12 protein-coding genes are annotated in these 12542 nt (G+C 73.6%); 9 read left to right on the forward strand and 3 right to left on the reverse strand.

Features of this window, described 5'->3' with window-relative positions:
* The first annotated feature begins 48 nt into the window (after window positions 1-48).
* Window positions 49-774 (forward strand): WXG100 family type VII secretion target, encoded by a 726-nt coding sequence (locus CG736_RS13390; RefSeq protein ID WP_100586436.1) that lies wholly within the window; start codon window positions 49-51, stop codon window positions 772-774.
* Between the two features lie 194 nt (window positions 775-968).
* Complete coding sequence (locus CG736_RS13395) at window positions 969-2153, forward strand: alpha/beta hydrolase (RefSeq protein ID WP_232733976.1); 1185 nt, start codon at window positions 969-971, stop codon at window positions 2151-2153.
* Between the two features lie 123 nt (window positions 2154-2276).
* Here the strand turns inward: CG736_RS13395 and rox are convergent, their stop codons facing one another.
* Window positions 2277-3713, reverse strand: a complete 1437-nt coding sequence (gene rox, locus CG736_RS13400; protein WP_100586437.1) for a rifampin monooxygenase — start codon at window positions 3711-3713, stop codon at window positions 2277-2279.
* A gap of 411 nt (window positions 3714-4124) precedes the next feature.
* Between rox and CG736_RS13405 the strand changes: the two genes are divergently transcribed.
* Together CG736_RS13405 and CG736_RS13410 are read left to right on the forward strand one after the other, a co-directional pair.
* Window positions 4125-4553, forward strand: coding sequence for a hypothetical protein (locus CG736_RS13405; RefSeq protein ID WP_100586438.1), 429 nt, complete (start codon window positions 4125-4127; stop codon window positions 4551-4553).
* A gap of 248 nt (window positions 4554-4801) precedes the next feature.
* Window positions 4802-6286 carry a SulP family inorganic anion transporter gene (locus CG736_RS13410; protein WP_100586439.1) on the forward strand — a complete coding sequence of 495 codons (1485 nt, stop codon included), beginning with the start codon at window positions 4802-4804 and terminating at the stop codon, window positions 6284-6286.
* 214 nt (window positions 6287-6500) lie between these two features.
* Here the strand turns inward: CG736_RS13410 and CG736_RS13415 are convergent, their stop codons facing one another.
* Window positions 6501-7319: a hypothetical protein gene (locus CG736_RS13415; protein WP_100586440.1), complete on the reverse strand. Its 819-nt coding sequence runs from the start codon at window positions 7317-7319 to the stop codon at window positions 6501-6503.
* Between the two features lie 350 nt (window positions 7320-7669).
* Between CG736_RS13415 and CG736_RS13420 the strand changes: the two genes are divergently transcribed.
* The 4 genes from CG736_RS13420 (at window position 7670) to CG736_RS13435 (ending at window position 10777) form a co-directional block, all read left to right on the forward strand.
* On the forward strand, window positions 7670-8119 hold the full coding sequence (locus CG736_RS13420) for a hypothetical protein (RefSeq protein ID WP_198520488.1): 450 nt from the start codon (window positions 7670-7672) through the stop codon (window positions 8117-8119).
* 185 nt (window positions 8120-8304) lie between these two features.
* Window positions 8305-8538 carry a DUF6296 family protein gene (locus tag CG736_RS13425; protein WP_043907810.1) on the forward strand — a complete coding sequence of 78 codons (234 nt, stop codon included), beginning with the start codon at window positions 8305-8307 and terminating at the stop codon, window positions 8536-8538.
* A gap of 159 nt (window positions 8539-8697) precedes the next feature.
* The gene (locus CG736_RS37070) at window positions 8698-9723 is read left to right on the forward strand and encodes a hypothetical protein (RefSeq protein WP_198520489.1); all 1026 of its coding nucleotides are present in this window, start codon (window positions 8698-8700) and stop codon (window positions 9721-9723) included.
* A gap of 88 nt (window positions 9724-9811) precedes the next feature.
* Window positions 9812-10777, forward strand: coding sequence for a TIGR03557 family F420-dependent LLM class oxidoreductase (locus CG736_RS13435; protein WP_100586441.1), 966 nt, complete (start codon window positions 9812-9814; stop codon window positions 10775-10777).
* A gap of 87 nt (window positions 10778-10864) precedes the next feature.
* Here the strand turns inward: CG736_RS13435 and CG736_RS13440 are convergent, their stop codons facing one another.
* Window positions 10865-11755 (reverse strand): alpha/beta fold hydrolase, encoded by an 891-nt coding sequence (locus CG736_RS13440; RefSeq protein WP_100586442.1) that lies wholly within the window; start codon window positions 11753-11755, stop codon window positions 10865-10867.
* A gap of 110 nt (window positions 11756-11865) precedes the next feature.
* Between CG736_RS13440 and CG736_RS13445 the strand changes: the two genes are divergently transcribed.
* Window positions 11866-12537, forward strand: a complete 672-nt coding sequence (locus tag CG736_RS13445) for a TetR/AcrR family transcriptional regulator (protein ID WP_232733977.1) — start codon at window positions 11866-11868, stop codon at window positions 12535-12537.
* The last annotated feature ends 5 nt before the right edge of the window (window positions 12538-12542 follow it).

Below are 12542 nucleotides of genomic sequence, written 5' to 3' on the forward strand. Positions count from 1 at the left end.
ACTACGGTCACAACGGCGTTCGCGTTCCATCGGGGGAAGGTGTCAGCTGTGGCGATCGAACTGCCCGGTGAAGTGGTGGAGTTCCTCTCGTTCATCGGCATCAACTGGCCGACGGTGAACGAGGACAAGGTGCGCGAGTTCGGCGCGCACGTGCGGGAGTTCGCGCAGAACGTGGAGTCGGTGCACCAGCAGTCGACGTCCACGGTGCAGCAGTTGGGGCAGGCGTACGAGGGCGCGTCGTACGAGGCGTTGCTCGCCAAGTGGGCGGCGCTGTCCGAGAGCCACCTGAACGAGCTCGTGCAGGCGTGCCATGTGGTGGCGGACGCGCTGGACATCGCGGCGGACGTGATCGTGGCGATGAAGGTCGAGACGATCGGTGAACTCGTCGTGCTGGCGGCGGCGTTCATTGCCGACCAGGCCGCGGCGGTGGCGACGCTGGGTGCGGCGGAGGCGGCGGTGATCCTGATCGAGGAAGCCGCGAAGCGCCTGATCAACTACCTGGAACAGCAGTTGGAGCAGTACATCATCGCGCAGGTGGTGGAGGCCGCGATCGGTCCGCTGGTGGACACGGTGGCGAACGCGGTGCAGGGGCTGGTGTTCCAGGCGGCGGAGTCCGCGCTCGGGGTGTCGGGCGGCGGCGGGGGAGGCTCCGGCTTCCGGATCGACCCCGACGCGCTGGAGGAGCACGCGCGGATGATGCACGAGCAGGCGGACGCGGTCGCCGGGCACGCGCAGATGTTCCAGTCGAAGCTCGCAGGCGTGAGCTTCGAATGAGCAGGGTGTCGGCCGGCGCCTTCGCGTCGGACCGGACGCCGCGGCGAGTCGAGGGGACCGTCGAAGGCGGCGTTCGACGATGCCGGCGAAGGGAACCTCGCGCCGGCGGGGATCTCAGGGTGTAGCCAGTACCACCCTCAAGACGGAAGCCTGCATGATCGAGCGTCAGGGCGGGGCCGGGCAGGATCGTGTCCGTGAACACCACCTCGAACCGCAGGCGCCGCATCGGCGCTGCCGCCATCCTGGGTCTCGCCGCATCAGTGGCCGCGACCGGCACCGGAATCGCCGCCACGACCCCGCCGTCCACGGTGCACGCGACCGCCGTCACGGCTGCTGCGGCGCCGCCGCCGCGGTCCTTCCAGGGCGCGCTCCCCGCGCCGACCGGCCCCTACGCCGCCGGTGAGGACGTCATCCACCTCACCGACGCGAGCCGTCCCGACCCGTGGGTGCCGTCGTCCGGCCCCCGCCAACTGACCGTCACGATGGTCTACCCGGCCGTCCCCGGGACGGGCACTCCGGCCCCTTACATGACCCTCGCCGAGGCGGCCGGAATCGTCCAGCGGCAGAATCTGCCGGCGAGCTCCGGCGTCACCCCGCAGACCCTTTCCGGCGTCACCACTCACGCCTTCGACGGCGCGCGGCCGCAGCGCGGCAAGTACCCCCTGGTGGTCCTCTCGCCCGCGTACGAGGACCCGCGCATGGTGCTCACCTCGCTCGCGACCGACCTGGCCAGTCACGGCTACGTCGTCGCGCTCGTCGGCCACACCTACGAGGACAGCGGCGAGACGCTGGCGGACGGCCAGACGCCGCCGTGCGCGATCTGCGACGCCCCGGCGACGCTCGACTTCGACTCCGTCGCCGCCGGCCGTGCGCTGGACGAGTCCTTCGTGATCGACCAGCTGACGCACGGCAATACCGCGTGGCCGCTGGCACACCTCATCGACAAGCACGAGATCGGCACGGCCGGACACTCCCTCGGCGGAGCGGCGGCCGCCGCCACGATGATCGCCGACCCGCGAGTACGGGCCGGAGTGAACATGGACGGCTCCTTCCACCCGGACCCGACGCCCGGCCGGATCAACCGGCCGTTCCTCATGCTGGGTACAACCGCCAACACCGATTGGGAGCACTCCTGGGCCGCCCTCGGCGGCTACAAGAAGTGGCTGACGGTCGCCGGCGCCGACCACTTCAGCTTCAGCGACCTGGACCTGCTTCACGAGCAGGCCGGGTTCCCGACGCCGCCCCTCGCCCCGGAACGCGGGGTGGAGATCACCCGCGAGTACGTGACGGCGTTCTTCGACCGGACGCTGAAGGGGATCCGCAGTCCGCTGCTGGACGGGCCCTCACCGAACAATCCGGAAGTGCACTTCCAGCACTAGCCAGGCGCCGGCGGCGAGGCCTGCTCGCATCGGGTCCCCCGAAGTTGGCGTCCTTCAAACGGGTACTCCGGGAGTCTCGCGGGTCCGGGGTCCCTCGTGGGAGGGCCGGGTGGTGACGACGCGTCAGAGCCGGCCGGGCGGCCGCGGGGCGCCGAACCAGCGGGTCAGGGCGGTGGTCAACTCCGCCTGACTCTCGCCGAGCCAGCCAACGTGTCCGTCCGGGCGCAGCAGGACCGCCGGGGCGGGCAACTCGGGGCAGGGGTCCACCAGGAGGTCGACGCGGTCGGACCAGCCGTCGGCCGAGAGCCGGCCCGTCCGGTCCAGCAGGAGGCCCCGGCCGGTGTGCATCCGGTCGTAGAGGCGGCCGTCGGCGAGGGCCACGTCCCGCTGGTGGCGGCCGAGTCGGTCCGGGCCCTCGCCGAAGTCGTAGCGGATGTCCAGCGCCGTGATGATGCCGGTGATGTGACGGTTCACCTCGGGGACGTCCATCAGCCGGGTGAGCAGTGCGCGCAGCGCCGTCGGGCCCGGTTCGGTGCCGATCAGGGTGATCTGGGCCCGGGTGTTGTCCAGCACGGACGCGCCCACCGGGTGGCGCTCCGCGTGGTAGCTGTCCAGCAGATCGGCCGGGGCCCAGCCGTTGACCTCCGCGGCGAGCTTCCACCCCAGGTTGAACGCGTCCTGCACGCCCAGGTTGAGGCCCTGGCCGCCGGTCGGCGGATGGATGTGCGCAGCGTCGCCCGCGAGCAGCACCCGGCCCACCCGGTACCGCTCCGCCTGCCGCGTCGCATCGCCGAACCGGGACAGCCAACGCGGCGAGTGCACGCCGAAGTCGGTGCCCGCCACCGCGCGCAGCTGCCGCCGGAACTCCTCCAGCGTCGGCGCCGCCCGGTCCTCCGACACTCCGTCGGCCGGTACCACCACCCGGTACTGCCCGTCGCCCTCCGGCTGCAGGCCGAACCGCACCTGGGTGCGCCGCACCCGCGCCACCACCTCGGCGATCCGCTCCGGATCCTCCGTCGCCGACACCTGCCCCAGCAGGGTCTCCACCGTCGCCGGCTCGCCCGGGAACGCCACACCCGCCAGCCGGCGCACCGTGCTGCGCCCGCCGTCGCAGCCCACCAGCCAGCGCGCCCGCAACCGCGAGCCGTCCGCCAGTTCGACCTCGACGCCCTCCTCGTCCTGCGTCAGACCCACCACTTCGCGGCCGCGCTGCAGATTCACGCCCAACTCCTCGGCGCGCTCCGCCAGCAACCGCTCCGTCACCGGCTGCGGCGTCGCCAGGCCGTACGGATGGGCGGTGTCCATGCCCTCCGGCCAGTCCGCCAGCACGCCGCCGAACAATCCGCCGACCCGGTACTCCGAACTCACCGCCCGGAAACGCTCCAACAGGCCGCGCTGATCCATCACCTCCACACTGCGCGCGTGCAGACCCTGCCCACGGGACTCCCCGGTCGGCGCCGTCAACCGCTCAAGGACCACCACCTCCACCCCGTGCAGCCGCAGCTCGCACGCCAGCATCAGCCCGGTCGGCCCGCCGCCGACCACCAGCACGTCGATCATCAATCCTCCGAAATCGCCCAGCAAGTGATTTTCCGTCAGATCCGGCGCGTACTTCGCTTCCTGCGCTTCCCCGCCCTCGGTCGGACATTCTGCGACACCCGGGGGGCCTTGCCACAAGCCCCCCGTCGCGCTATAGCTTGAGAGTGGCAGGAGCGGCCCGACCGCCCTGCCGTTGCTGTTCCGGCCCGGTGTTCCGGCACCTCGGGGCGACGGCACGGCAGCGCGACGGCGCGTCGCCCCGAATGCGGCGTGTGCGCGGCGTGTGCGCGGCCGGGAACCGGACAAAACCGTGGCCGAGATCCCGGCGACCCCCCGCAACCGCACACTCACGGTGACTGTGCGGATACGATGACGGCACATCAAGTCCGACGGTGGGGAGCCGGGTTCGGACGCGAGCCGGGGAGGGCGGGGATGCGCAGAGCCGTGCTGCCGAAGTGGCTGCTGCTCGCCACCCTCGTGGCGACCCTGATCGCGGCACTGCTCCCCGGCCTGACGGCCGACCGGTTCGCGGACGGCCCCGGGGCGACCTCCCGGTCCGCCCCCGCGGTCGGCCCCGTCGCCGGCGGCGCCGTCGGGACCGTCGCCCCGACGATCGGCACTACGGGCGGTGCGGCGGAGGAGGAGCCGGAGGGCGCCGAACGCGGACGCGGTTCCACCGCTCCCGCCGCACCCCTTCGCCGCGACGTCCGGACGGCCGGGACGGCGACCCGGTCGGCGGCCCGCTCGGCAGTGTGCGCGGACGGCCCGACGGCCCCGCGCACTCCGCCCGATACCGCCGGCCGACCCGCACCGGCCGCCCGCCCGGCCGGGCCCGCCGAACTCCGGGTGTTCCGCTGCTGAGCCGGAGCCGCCGCGCCCGGACCTGACACTCCGTCACCGACCCGCACCCGCGGGCCGCACCGCGCCACCTCGCGTCGCGCCGTCCGCCGCCCTGCCTGCTCTCACGCCCGTGCCTGCCCTGCCCTCATGCCCGCGCCTGCCCAGGCCCGCGCCCGCCCTCGCCCGGCCGTCCGTCGGCGTGCCCGCCGGGCGGGACGTGCCCCCGCGCCACCGGAAGTCCCCGTCACTGCTACACCCGAGGACCCGCCATGCCCTGGAACTCCGCCCGGGTGCGCGCCGTGCTGCGCACCGACCTGCCCGCCTCCATCACCGTCTTCCTCGTCGCCGTCCCGCTCTGCGTCGGCGTCTCCGTCGCCTCCGGCGCGCCCGCCGAACTCGGCCTGGTCACCGGCATCGTGGGCGGCCTGGTGGCCGGCGCGCTGCCCGGCAGCAGCCTGCAGGTCAGCGGGCCCGCCGCCGGACTGACCGTGCTGGTCCACTCCGCCGTCACCGCCTACGGGCTGCCCGCGCTCGGCATGGTGGTGCTGACCGCCGGCCTGGTGCAGGTGCTGCTCGCGGTGCTGCGCCTGGGGCGCTGGTTCCGGGCCGTCTCCGCCGCCGTGGTGGAGGGGATGCTCACCGGTATCGGCATCGTGCTGATCGCCTCGCAGTCCTACGTGCTGCTGGACCGGAAGGCCGGCGGGGAAGCGCTTTCCAACCTGGTCGGAATCCCCGCCGCCGCCGTCCGCGCGGTCGACACGGCGGCCGGTGGCGCATCGCTCGCCGTCGGTGCGGGGGTGGTCGCGGTGCTGGTCCTGTGGAAGTACGTGCCGCGACGACTCGCGCTGCTGCCCGGCCCGCTGGTCGCCGTGGTGCTCGCCGCGGCGGCCGTCCGACTGCTGGACCTGCCGGTGGCAACCGTCCGGGTCGACGGCCTGCTGGACACCCTGCAGCCGCCCGGCGTCGAGCAGCTCGCACTGCTGCTGCGGCCCGAAGTGTGGGGCACCGTACTGGCGTTCGCGCTGATCGCGTCCGCCGAGAGCCTGTTCAGCGCGTCCGCCGTCGACCACATGCACGCCGGGCCGCGCACCGCCTACAACCGGGAACTGCTCGCCCAGGGCGTCGGCAACGCGGTGGCCGGAGCGCTCGGCGCGCTGCCGATGACCGCGGTGATCGTCCGCAGCGCCGCCAACGTCCAGGCCGGCGCCCGCACCAAGGCCGCGCGGATCCTGCACGGCGTCTGGCTGCTGCTGTTCGCGCTGGTGCTGCCCGGGCTGCTGGACCTGGTGCCGCTGGCCGCGCTCGCCGGTCTGCTGGTGCACGCGGGCGGCAAGCTCGTCGCGCCGCGGGCCCGGTGGCGGCTGTGGCGCTCCGACCGCTCCGAAGCGCTCGTGCTGCTCGCCACCGCGGTCGGCATCGTCACCACCAACCTGCTGGAGGGCGTGGCCATCGGACTGGTCGCCGCGCTCGCCAAGACCGCCTGGGACGTCACCCACATCCGCCTGCACGTCGAACATTCCGCCGCCGGCACAATCGTCCGGGTGCACGGGAACGCCACCTTCGTCAAACTCCCCACCCTGGTCGACCGCCTGGAGGACGTCACCCCGACCGGCCCCGTGGAGCTCGACCTGTCCGCCCTCACCCACCTCGACACCGCCTGCCGCCAGGCCCTCACCGCCTGGGCCGACCAGCACCGCCGACGCGGTGTCGCCGTCACCGTGACGCCGGAGCACGAGCTGGTCAAGTCGACCTGACGGGGCATCGATTCAGTTGTCCGGCACCGCCGTTGGCCGCGTATCCGGTCGGCGGCGGTGCCGGTTCCCGGCTCGGCGCTCGGGACTTCCTCCTGACGGTCTGTCGAGCAGGCCCGGGTCGGAGGAGTCGAGCGTGCCGTCGAGGTGGAGGAAGAACTGCCGGACGCCCGCCCGCCCGGCACTGCCGGGCGGGCGTCGGTCGGGTTCGCGCGAATCAGCTGTGCGAGCCTTGGCGGCGGCGCAGGGCCACCAGGATTCCGACGCCGAGCACCAGGATCGCGGCACCGCCGACGGCGATCCGCACCGTGTCGCCTGCGCCGGTCTCGGCGAGCTCGGCGCCCATGTGGGCGGCCTGCACGGTCGGACCAGTGGTCGGGGTGGTGGCCGGCCCACTGGTCGGCGTTCCGACGCTGGCGGTGGCGGTGGCGGTGGCGGTGGCGGTGGCCGTGGCGGTCGTCGACGCCGTCGCCGAGTGCGAGGGCTGGGCCGACGGAGTGGCCGTCGTGTCGCCGTCCACCACGGTGAAGTCGTGGGACGTGTATCCGACGAACTGCGTGCAGAACCCGGTGCCGTTCTGGTTGGACGCAGGCTTCTGCTCGGCCGGGTCCGATAGGAGGAACGTGTCGCTGTCGTCCTCCAGGAGCGCCGACCCGCCGCTCTCCGTGGCCTGGTACTTCCCGGCGGGCGCCTTGGCGGTGGCCGCGATGCGGAGGGCGAGCGTCAGCGAGGCGCCCTTCGGGATCTGGTACGTCCCGGACTTGATGATGGAAGAGAAGTCACCGGTGCCGAAGTCGACCTTCTTCCATTCGCCACCGGGAGCCTTGAGCTCGACGGCGAAGGAGCCGGCCGGCAACGCGCCGTGCAGGTAGGCGACGTAGAGCGAGGTCTGGAAGTCCTTGACGTCGTGGGCCACGGAGTTCCGGAAGGTGACGGTCGACTCCACAGCCGGGCCGCCCTTGACCAGCTCGGCGGGGAATCCCGGCCAGGTGGTGGCGAGTTCGGGGTGGTTCTGGACACCACCGAAACACGGCATCTTCGGTGTTTGTGCGAACCGTGTTGTGCGCGTGAACGGTACACACGCGCACGACTGCGCGACTGCACAGGGTGGGCGGGGTGCCGCGCGGCCCGGTGAGCGAAACGCTGCCGGGACGGGGCGGGAACCTGCCGCTACGGTGCCGGGCGTCCCGCGCTCGCAGGACACGGCAGCCCGGAGCCCCGGGCCCGGGGACCCTGGTCTTCTGCCGCACAGGTGCGAACCGGGTGCAGTCGGTCCGCTGCCCGGGCGTGACGACCAGGGACAGCGGGCGGCGGAATCCGTCCGCGCCCAGGTGGATCCTGCTGGTGGAGCTGAGTCGGGTCGACGGTCCGGACAGCCTCGCATCCGTGACGGGGCGCGAGCGGTACACGCGGTATCGGGACGACTCCGGAGTGCCGGCGGCGATCGGAGAACAGCTCTCCGCCCGGATCGGCCGGGTCACGGTGCGGCTGCCCAGGGTCGTGGCCGAGGCCGCAGTGAAGGCGTGGGAGCGTGACGAGGTGGGCGGGCGTGCCACCGAGACCCACGAGCAGTGCACGCAGCGGGACCGGGCAGCCGAGTTGGCCTTTGTCGGCCTCGCGATCTCGGAGCGCGGCCGCCGGGAGGGCGAGGGGGCCGTGGTCGACCTCGATGTCGCCTCCGCCGGGGCGGCGTCGTGGGCCTCGCAGTGGTCAGCCGTGGCGACAGGTGGACGGCCGCCTCCGTCGGCGGCCGCCAAGCCCGGGGACAGTGCGCACCTTGAGGCAGTGCCGACCGGCAACCCGCGATCCCGGATCTCCGCTTCGTCGAAGTGCTGAACAGCGGTCGAGGTCAAGGGAGTTCGCGCGACGGCCGGTGGCGATGGGCCCGGACCGGACCCCGGCGTGTCGGCGGGCTTCGGCGGCGGGTGGTTGGGCGGAACACCGTAGGGGTATGCGCCGAGTACGGGGCCAGGCGGGGATGTGGTCGCGGCCCCCGGACCAGCAGGCGCCGAGGTGGAGCGATGGACAGCCCGCACGGTTACCGTGTCGCGGTTCCCGGCCGTCCCGGTTCGCATGCCCCGCAGATCACCGTGGTGGTGTACCGCACGGACGAGATCACGCCCGAGGGGTTGGCCGTGTACCTGGGCGAGGGCGGCCTGCGGGTCGTCGTGCACGGCTCGGTGGCCCGCTTCCTGGAGCCGTACCCGGACGGGCTGTGCCACCCCTGCGGCTACGCGTACCCGCTCGGCGGTTGACGGCCCCTCAGGAACCGGCCGCCGGTGAGTACGGTGACAGCCGGTGGTTCGGGTGGCGACGGGGGTGGCGGGGTGCACGGGCGGTGGTGGAGGCCGGACGCGGAGCGCGGCCGGTGGGCGGTGGATCCGTTGGTCGGGGTCGGGCCGTTGCGGTTCGGGATGACCGGGGACGAGGTCCAGGAGGCGATCGGCGCGCCCGGTCCGGTCGGGGCGGTGGACGAGATGCGCGCGCCGTGGTGGAAGTTCCATGACGCGGCCGGGGTGAGCGTCATCTACGACCTGGGTTTTCGGCTGGTCGGCGTCGCCGTGGACGCGATCTCCGGCCCGTTGGTGCGGCTCGGCGAGGTCGACCTGGTCGGCCGGGTGCCCTCGCAGGTCGGCACGGAGGTTCGTCGGCGCGCCGCGCGCGAGGGCGTCGCGGTGCGGACCAACCCGGTCGGCGACCCGGAGGTCGCGGCCTGGGGCCTGTCGATGGGTGCCGCCCAGGCCTGGGGGCCGGGACCGCACGGATATCCGCAGCGCGGCGAGGCCCAGCTCTCCGAGGTGCTGCTGGTCGCACCCGAACTCGCTGCGGATCCGTACGCGGCCGAACCCGTTCGGCGCTGGCGCGACCTGGTGGACCGGCCCGCGAACCCGGGTGCCTGGCCGGTCGCCGCCGAGCTGCAGCGGCCGCGGTGGAACTGGACGCCCGGCGCGAGCGTCGGGCTGTTGCGCTTCGGGATGAGCCCCGAGCAGGTGTCGCGGGCCCTCGGCGGCGCCACGCCGACGCTGCGCCGCGGGCATCCGCACTGGACGAACCGGCCCTACCGGGACTGGCCGCACCAGCTGGAGCCGCCCGGGCCTGTTCGGTGGTCGCTCGCGGAGGAGCACTACGCGGACCTCGGGGTGACCGCCGAATACCGGTGCCGCAGGGCCGGATTCCCCGTCCTGGGGGCGGTGACGGTGGCCGGGCGCACCGGCCCGCAGCTGCACTTCGCCGGCATCCCGCTGGTCGGCCGCCCGCTCACCGAGGTCGAGGCCGACCTGACCCGCCACGCCGACGAACGCGACCTCGGCCTGCTGTACGACAGCGAGGACGAGTTCGGCCCGCAGGACGCCCACTTGTACGTGCTGCCCGTCCGGGCCGGCGACCGGACGATCAGCGGCGTCCGCCTGTTCGAACCGGACTGGAACCACCGGCGCTGACGCCGGTGCCGCCCGAGGGCTGCTGCGAACGGCGGGAAAACGGGCGGATCCGGGTGCGAACCACCGCGGTACGGGCACACGCGCAAGCATGGTGCGAATCGGATACACGATGATGACGGAGCAGCGCCGGCCGGCCGATCTGGTCGAGGACGCGGTGCGCGCGGAGCGGGCCGGGTTCGACTTCTCGGTGACCTCCGACCACTACTTCCCGTGGCTGGACGAACAGGGGCACGCCCCGAACGCCTGGGTGGTGCTCGGCGCGGCCGCCAGGGCCACCGACGCGCTGCCGCTGATGACGTACGTCACCTGCCCGACCTTCCGCTACCACCCGGTGGTGGTGGCGCAGCAGGCCGCGACCCTGCAGCAGCTCTCCGGCGGCCGGTTCCGACTCGGCCTGGGCAGCGGCGAGAACCTCAACGAGCATGTGGTGGGCCGGGGTTGGCCCGCTCCTGCGGTGCGGCAGGAGATGCTGGCGGAGGCGATGGAGATCATCCGGGCGCTGTTCGGCGGCGGATACGTCACCCACCACGGGCAGCACTTCCGGGTGGACCGCGCGAAGATCTGGGACCTTCCCGACCCGCCCCCGCCGATCGGCGTCGCCGTCTCCGGCCCGGCCTCCTGCGCGCTCGCCGGCCGCCTCGCCGACCTGGTGATCGCCGTCGAACCGCAGCGTTCCCTGCTGACCGGTTTCGCCGAGCACGGCGGCGCCGGAAAGCCCGCCGTCGGCCAGGTCCCGATCTGCTTCGACCGCGACCGCGACGCCGCCGTCGCCCGCGCCCACCAGCAGTTCCGCTGGTTCGGCGGCGGCTGGAAGGTCAACGCCGAGCTCCCCGGCACCGCCGCGTTCGCCGCCGCCGGCCGGTTCGTCCGTCCCGAGGACGTCGCCGCGGTCATCCCCTGCGGCGGCCGGACCGAGGACTTCGTCGCCGCCGTCCGCCCGTTCGCGGCGGCCGGGTTCGACGAGGTGGCGTTGATCCAGATCGGTGGCGAGAGCCAACCCGCCTACCTGGACTGGGCGGAGCGCGAGCTGCTGCCCGCGCTCCGCGAGATCTGACGGAGTCTCGGAGTGGCGGACCCGCTTCGCATCAAGGCCTCTGCGCTTTCTTCAACCAGGATGACGCGAAAGATAAGTGATGGTTCGTCAATTATTCAGGGCGTGGGCGTGAAGCTCGTCCGCGTACGGTGCCCAGTGCTCGCGGGTGAGCAGGTGGCCCGCGCCCGGCATGACGCGCAGGCGGGCGTTCGGGGCGGCGGCGGCCAGGGCCCGGGCGGCGGACGGGCGGATCAGCGGGTCGCGTTCGGCGTGCAGGGCGAGGGTGGGTGCGGCGATCCGGGCCAGGGGTCCGCCGGACCACTTGGCGCCGATCTGCCGGCTCTGCGCCTGGGCGTCGCGGAAGCTCGCGACGTCGTGCGCAGCCTCCCGGTCGACGAACTCCCGGACGTCCTCGGGCCCGACGGCGCGTTCGGGGGCGGCGAGGATGCGGGCGACCGCCACCGCGAGTGCGAGGTTGCCCTCGGGGGTGTCCGGGAAGTGCAGGCGACCCATCCGCAGCACCGGCCCCGGGCGGACGTGGCGCAGGGCGTCGAGCGGACCGGCGTCGCTGGGCATCGCCGAGGACGAGGTGAGGGTGCTGACCCGTTCCGGGTGGCGGATCGCCACTCGCTGGGCGACCAACCCGCCCAGCGAGTGGCCGAACAGGTGGGCGCAGGGCCAGCCCAGTGCGTCCAGCACGGCGACGGCGTCGTCCGTCAGGTCCTCGGCCCGGTACGCGGGCGCGGTGCGGCGCAGCAGTGCGGAGACGGGGTGTCCGGCCGGCGGGGCGGTGACCCGGCCCGACTCGCCGGCGTCGCGCTGGTCGTAGGCGGCCACGTGGAAGCCGCGCGCGACCAGTTCGCGCACCAGCCCGTCCGGCCACCAGAACCGGGAGGTGCCGAGTCCCATCACCAGCAGCAGCGGCTCGCCGCCCGCCCCGCCGAGGTCTTCGTAGGCGAGTGGCACCCCGCCGTTGTGCGTGAAGCGCGTGGTCGTCATCCGGGTCCTCCCCGAGCTCGGGCCGCACCGCGCGCAGAGAATGCGTACGGCGTTCGCGAACACCGTACGCGATGGATAGGCTGGTCGCCACACCCATTCCGGAGGCGCATGTGACGCAGCGGCAGGACGGCCCGATCTGGCTCCGGCCCGAACAGGCCAGAGCCGGGCGCCCGGCCGAACGCAGCCGGGCCGAGATCACTGCGGCCGCCGTCGAACTCGCCGACCGCGAAGGCCTCGACGCGGTCTCGATGCGCCGCGTCGCCACCGCGCTGGGCACCGGCGCCGCCTCGCTCTACCGGTACGTCGCCACCCGCGACGAGCTGCTCGACCTGATGACCGACAGCGTCGCCGCCGAGTACGACCTCCCCGCGCCCAGCGGCGACTGGCCGGCCGACCTGCTCACCGTCGCCCGCCAGGCCCGGCAGATCATGCGACGCCACCCCTGGCTGCCCGCCCGGGTGATCGGCCGTCCCACGCTCGGCCCGCACGGCGCCGACCTGCTCGAACACGTCCTCACCGTGCTCGCCGACCACCCCGCCGCGCCCGCCCGCAAGGTCGAGGCGTTCGCCCTGCTCGGCGGCCTCACCGCACTGTTCGCGCAGAACGAGGCGTCCGCCGCCGCCGACGATGCCGCGCACCGCACCGCCTACCTGCGCCGCCTCGCCGAGGACGGCGGGCACCCGCGGATCGCCGCACTCTTCACCCCCGGAGGTCCGGCCGCTGCGCCGGGCGACCCGTTCGAGGACGTGCTCGTGCGGGCGCTGGCGGGCGTGCTCGGCTGAGCCCT

This window comes from Kitasatospora sp. CB02891 (genome assembly GCF_002803145.1).
Lineage (GTDB): Bacteria > Actinomycetota > Actinomycetes > Streptomycetales > Streptomycetaceae > Kitasatospora > Kitasatospora griseola.

Excerpts from the sequence above, each read along its gene's own strand:
- rox (WP_100586437.1), bottom strand. The coding sequence starts at position 3,713 with ATGATCGACGTGCTGGTGGTCGGCGGCGGGCCGACCGGGCTGATGCTG.
- CG736_RS13405 (WP_100586438.1), top strand. The coding sequence starts at position 4,125 with ATGCGCAGAGCCGTGCTGCCGAAGTGGCTGCTGCTCGCCACCCTCGTG.
- CG736_RS13410 (WP_100586439.1), top strand. The coding sequence starts at position 4,802 with ATGCCCTGGAACTCCGCCCGGGTGCGCGCCGTGCTGCGCACCGACCTG.
- CG736_RS13415 (WP_100586440.1), bottom strand. The coding sequence starts at position 7,319 with ATGCCGTGTTTCGGTGGTGTCCAGAACCACCCCGAACTCGCCACCACC.
- CG736_RS13425 (WP_043907810.1), top strand. The coding sequence starts at position 8,305 with ATGGACAGCCCGCACGGTTACCGTGTCGCGGTTCCCGGCCGTCCCGGT.
- CG736_RS37070 (WP_198520489.1), top strand. The coding sequence starts at position 8,698 with ATGACCGGGGACGAGGTCCAGGAGGCGATCGGCGCGCCCGGTCCGGTC.
- CG736_RS13435 (WP_100586441.1), top strand. The coding sequence starts at position 9,812 with ATGGTGCGAATCGGATACACGATGATGACGGAGCAGCGCCGGCCGGCC.
- CG736_RS13440 (WP_100586442.1), bottom strand. The coding sequence starts at position 11,755 with ATGACGACCACGCGCTTCACGCACAACGGCGGGGTGCCACTCGCCTAC.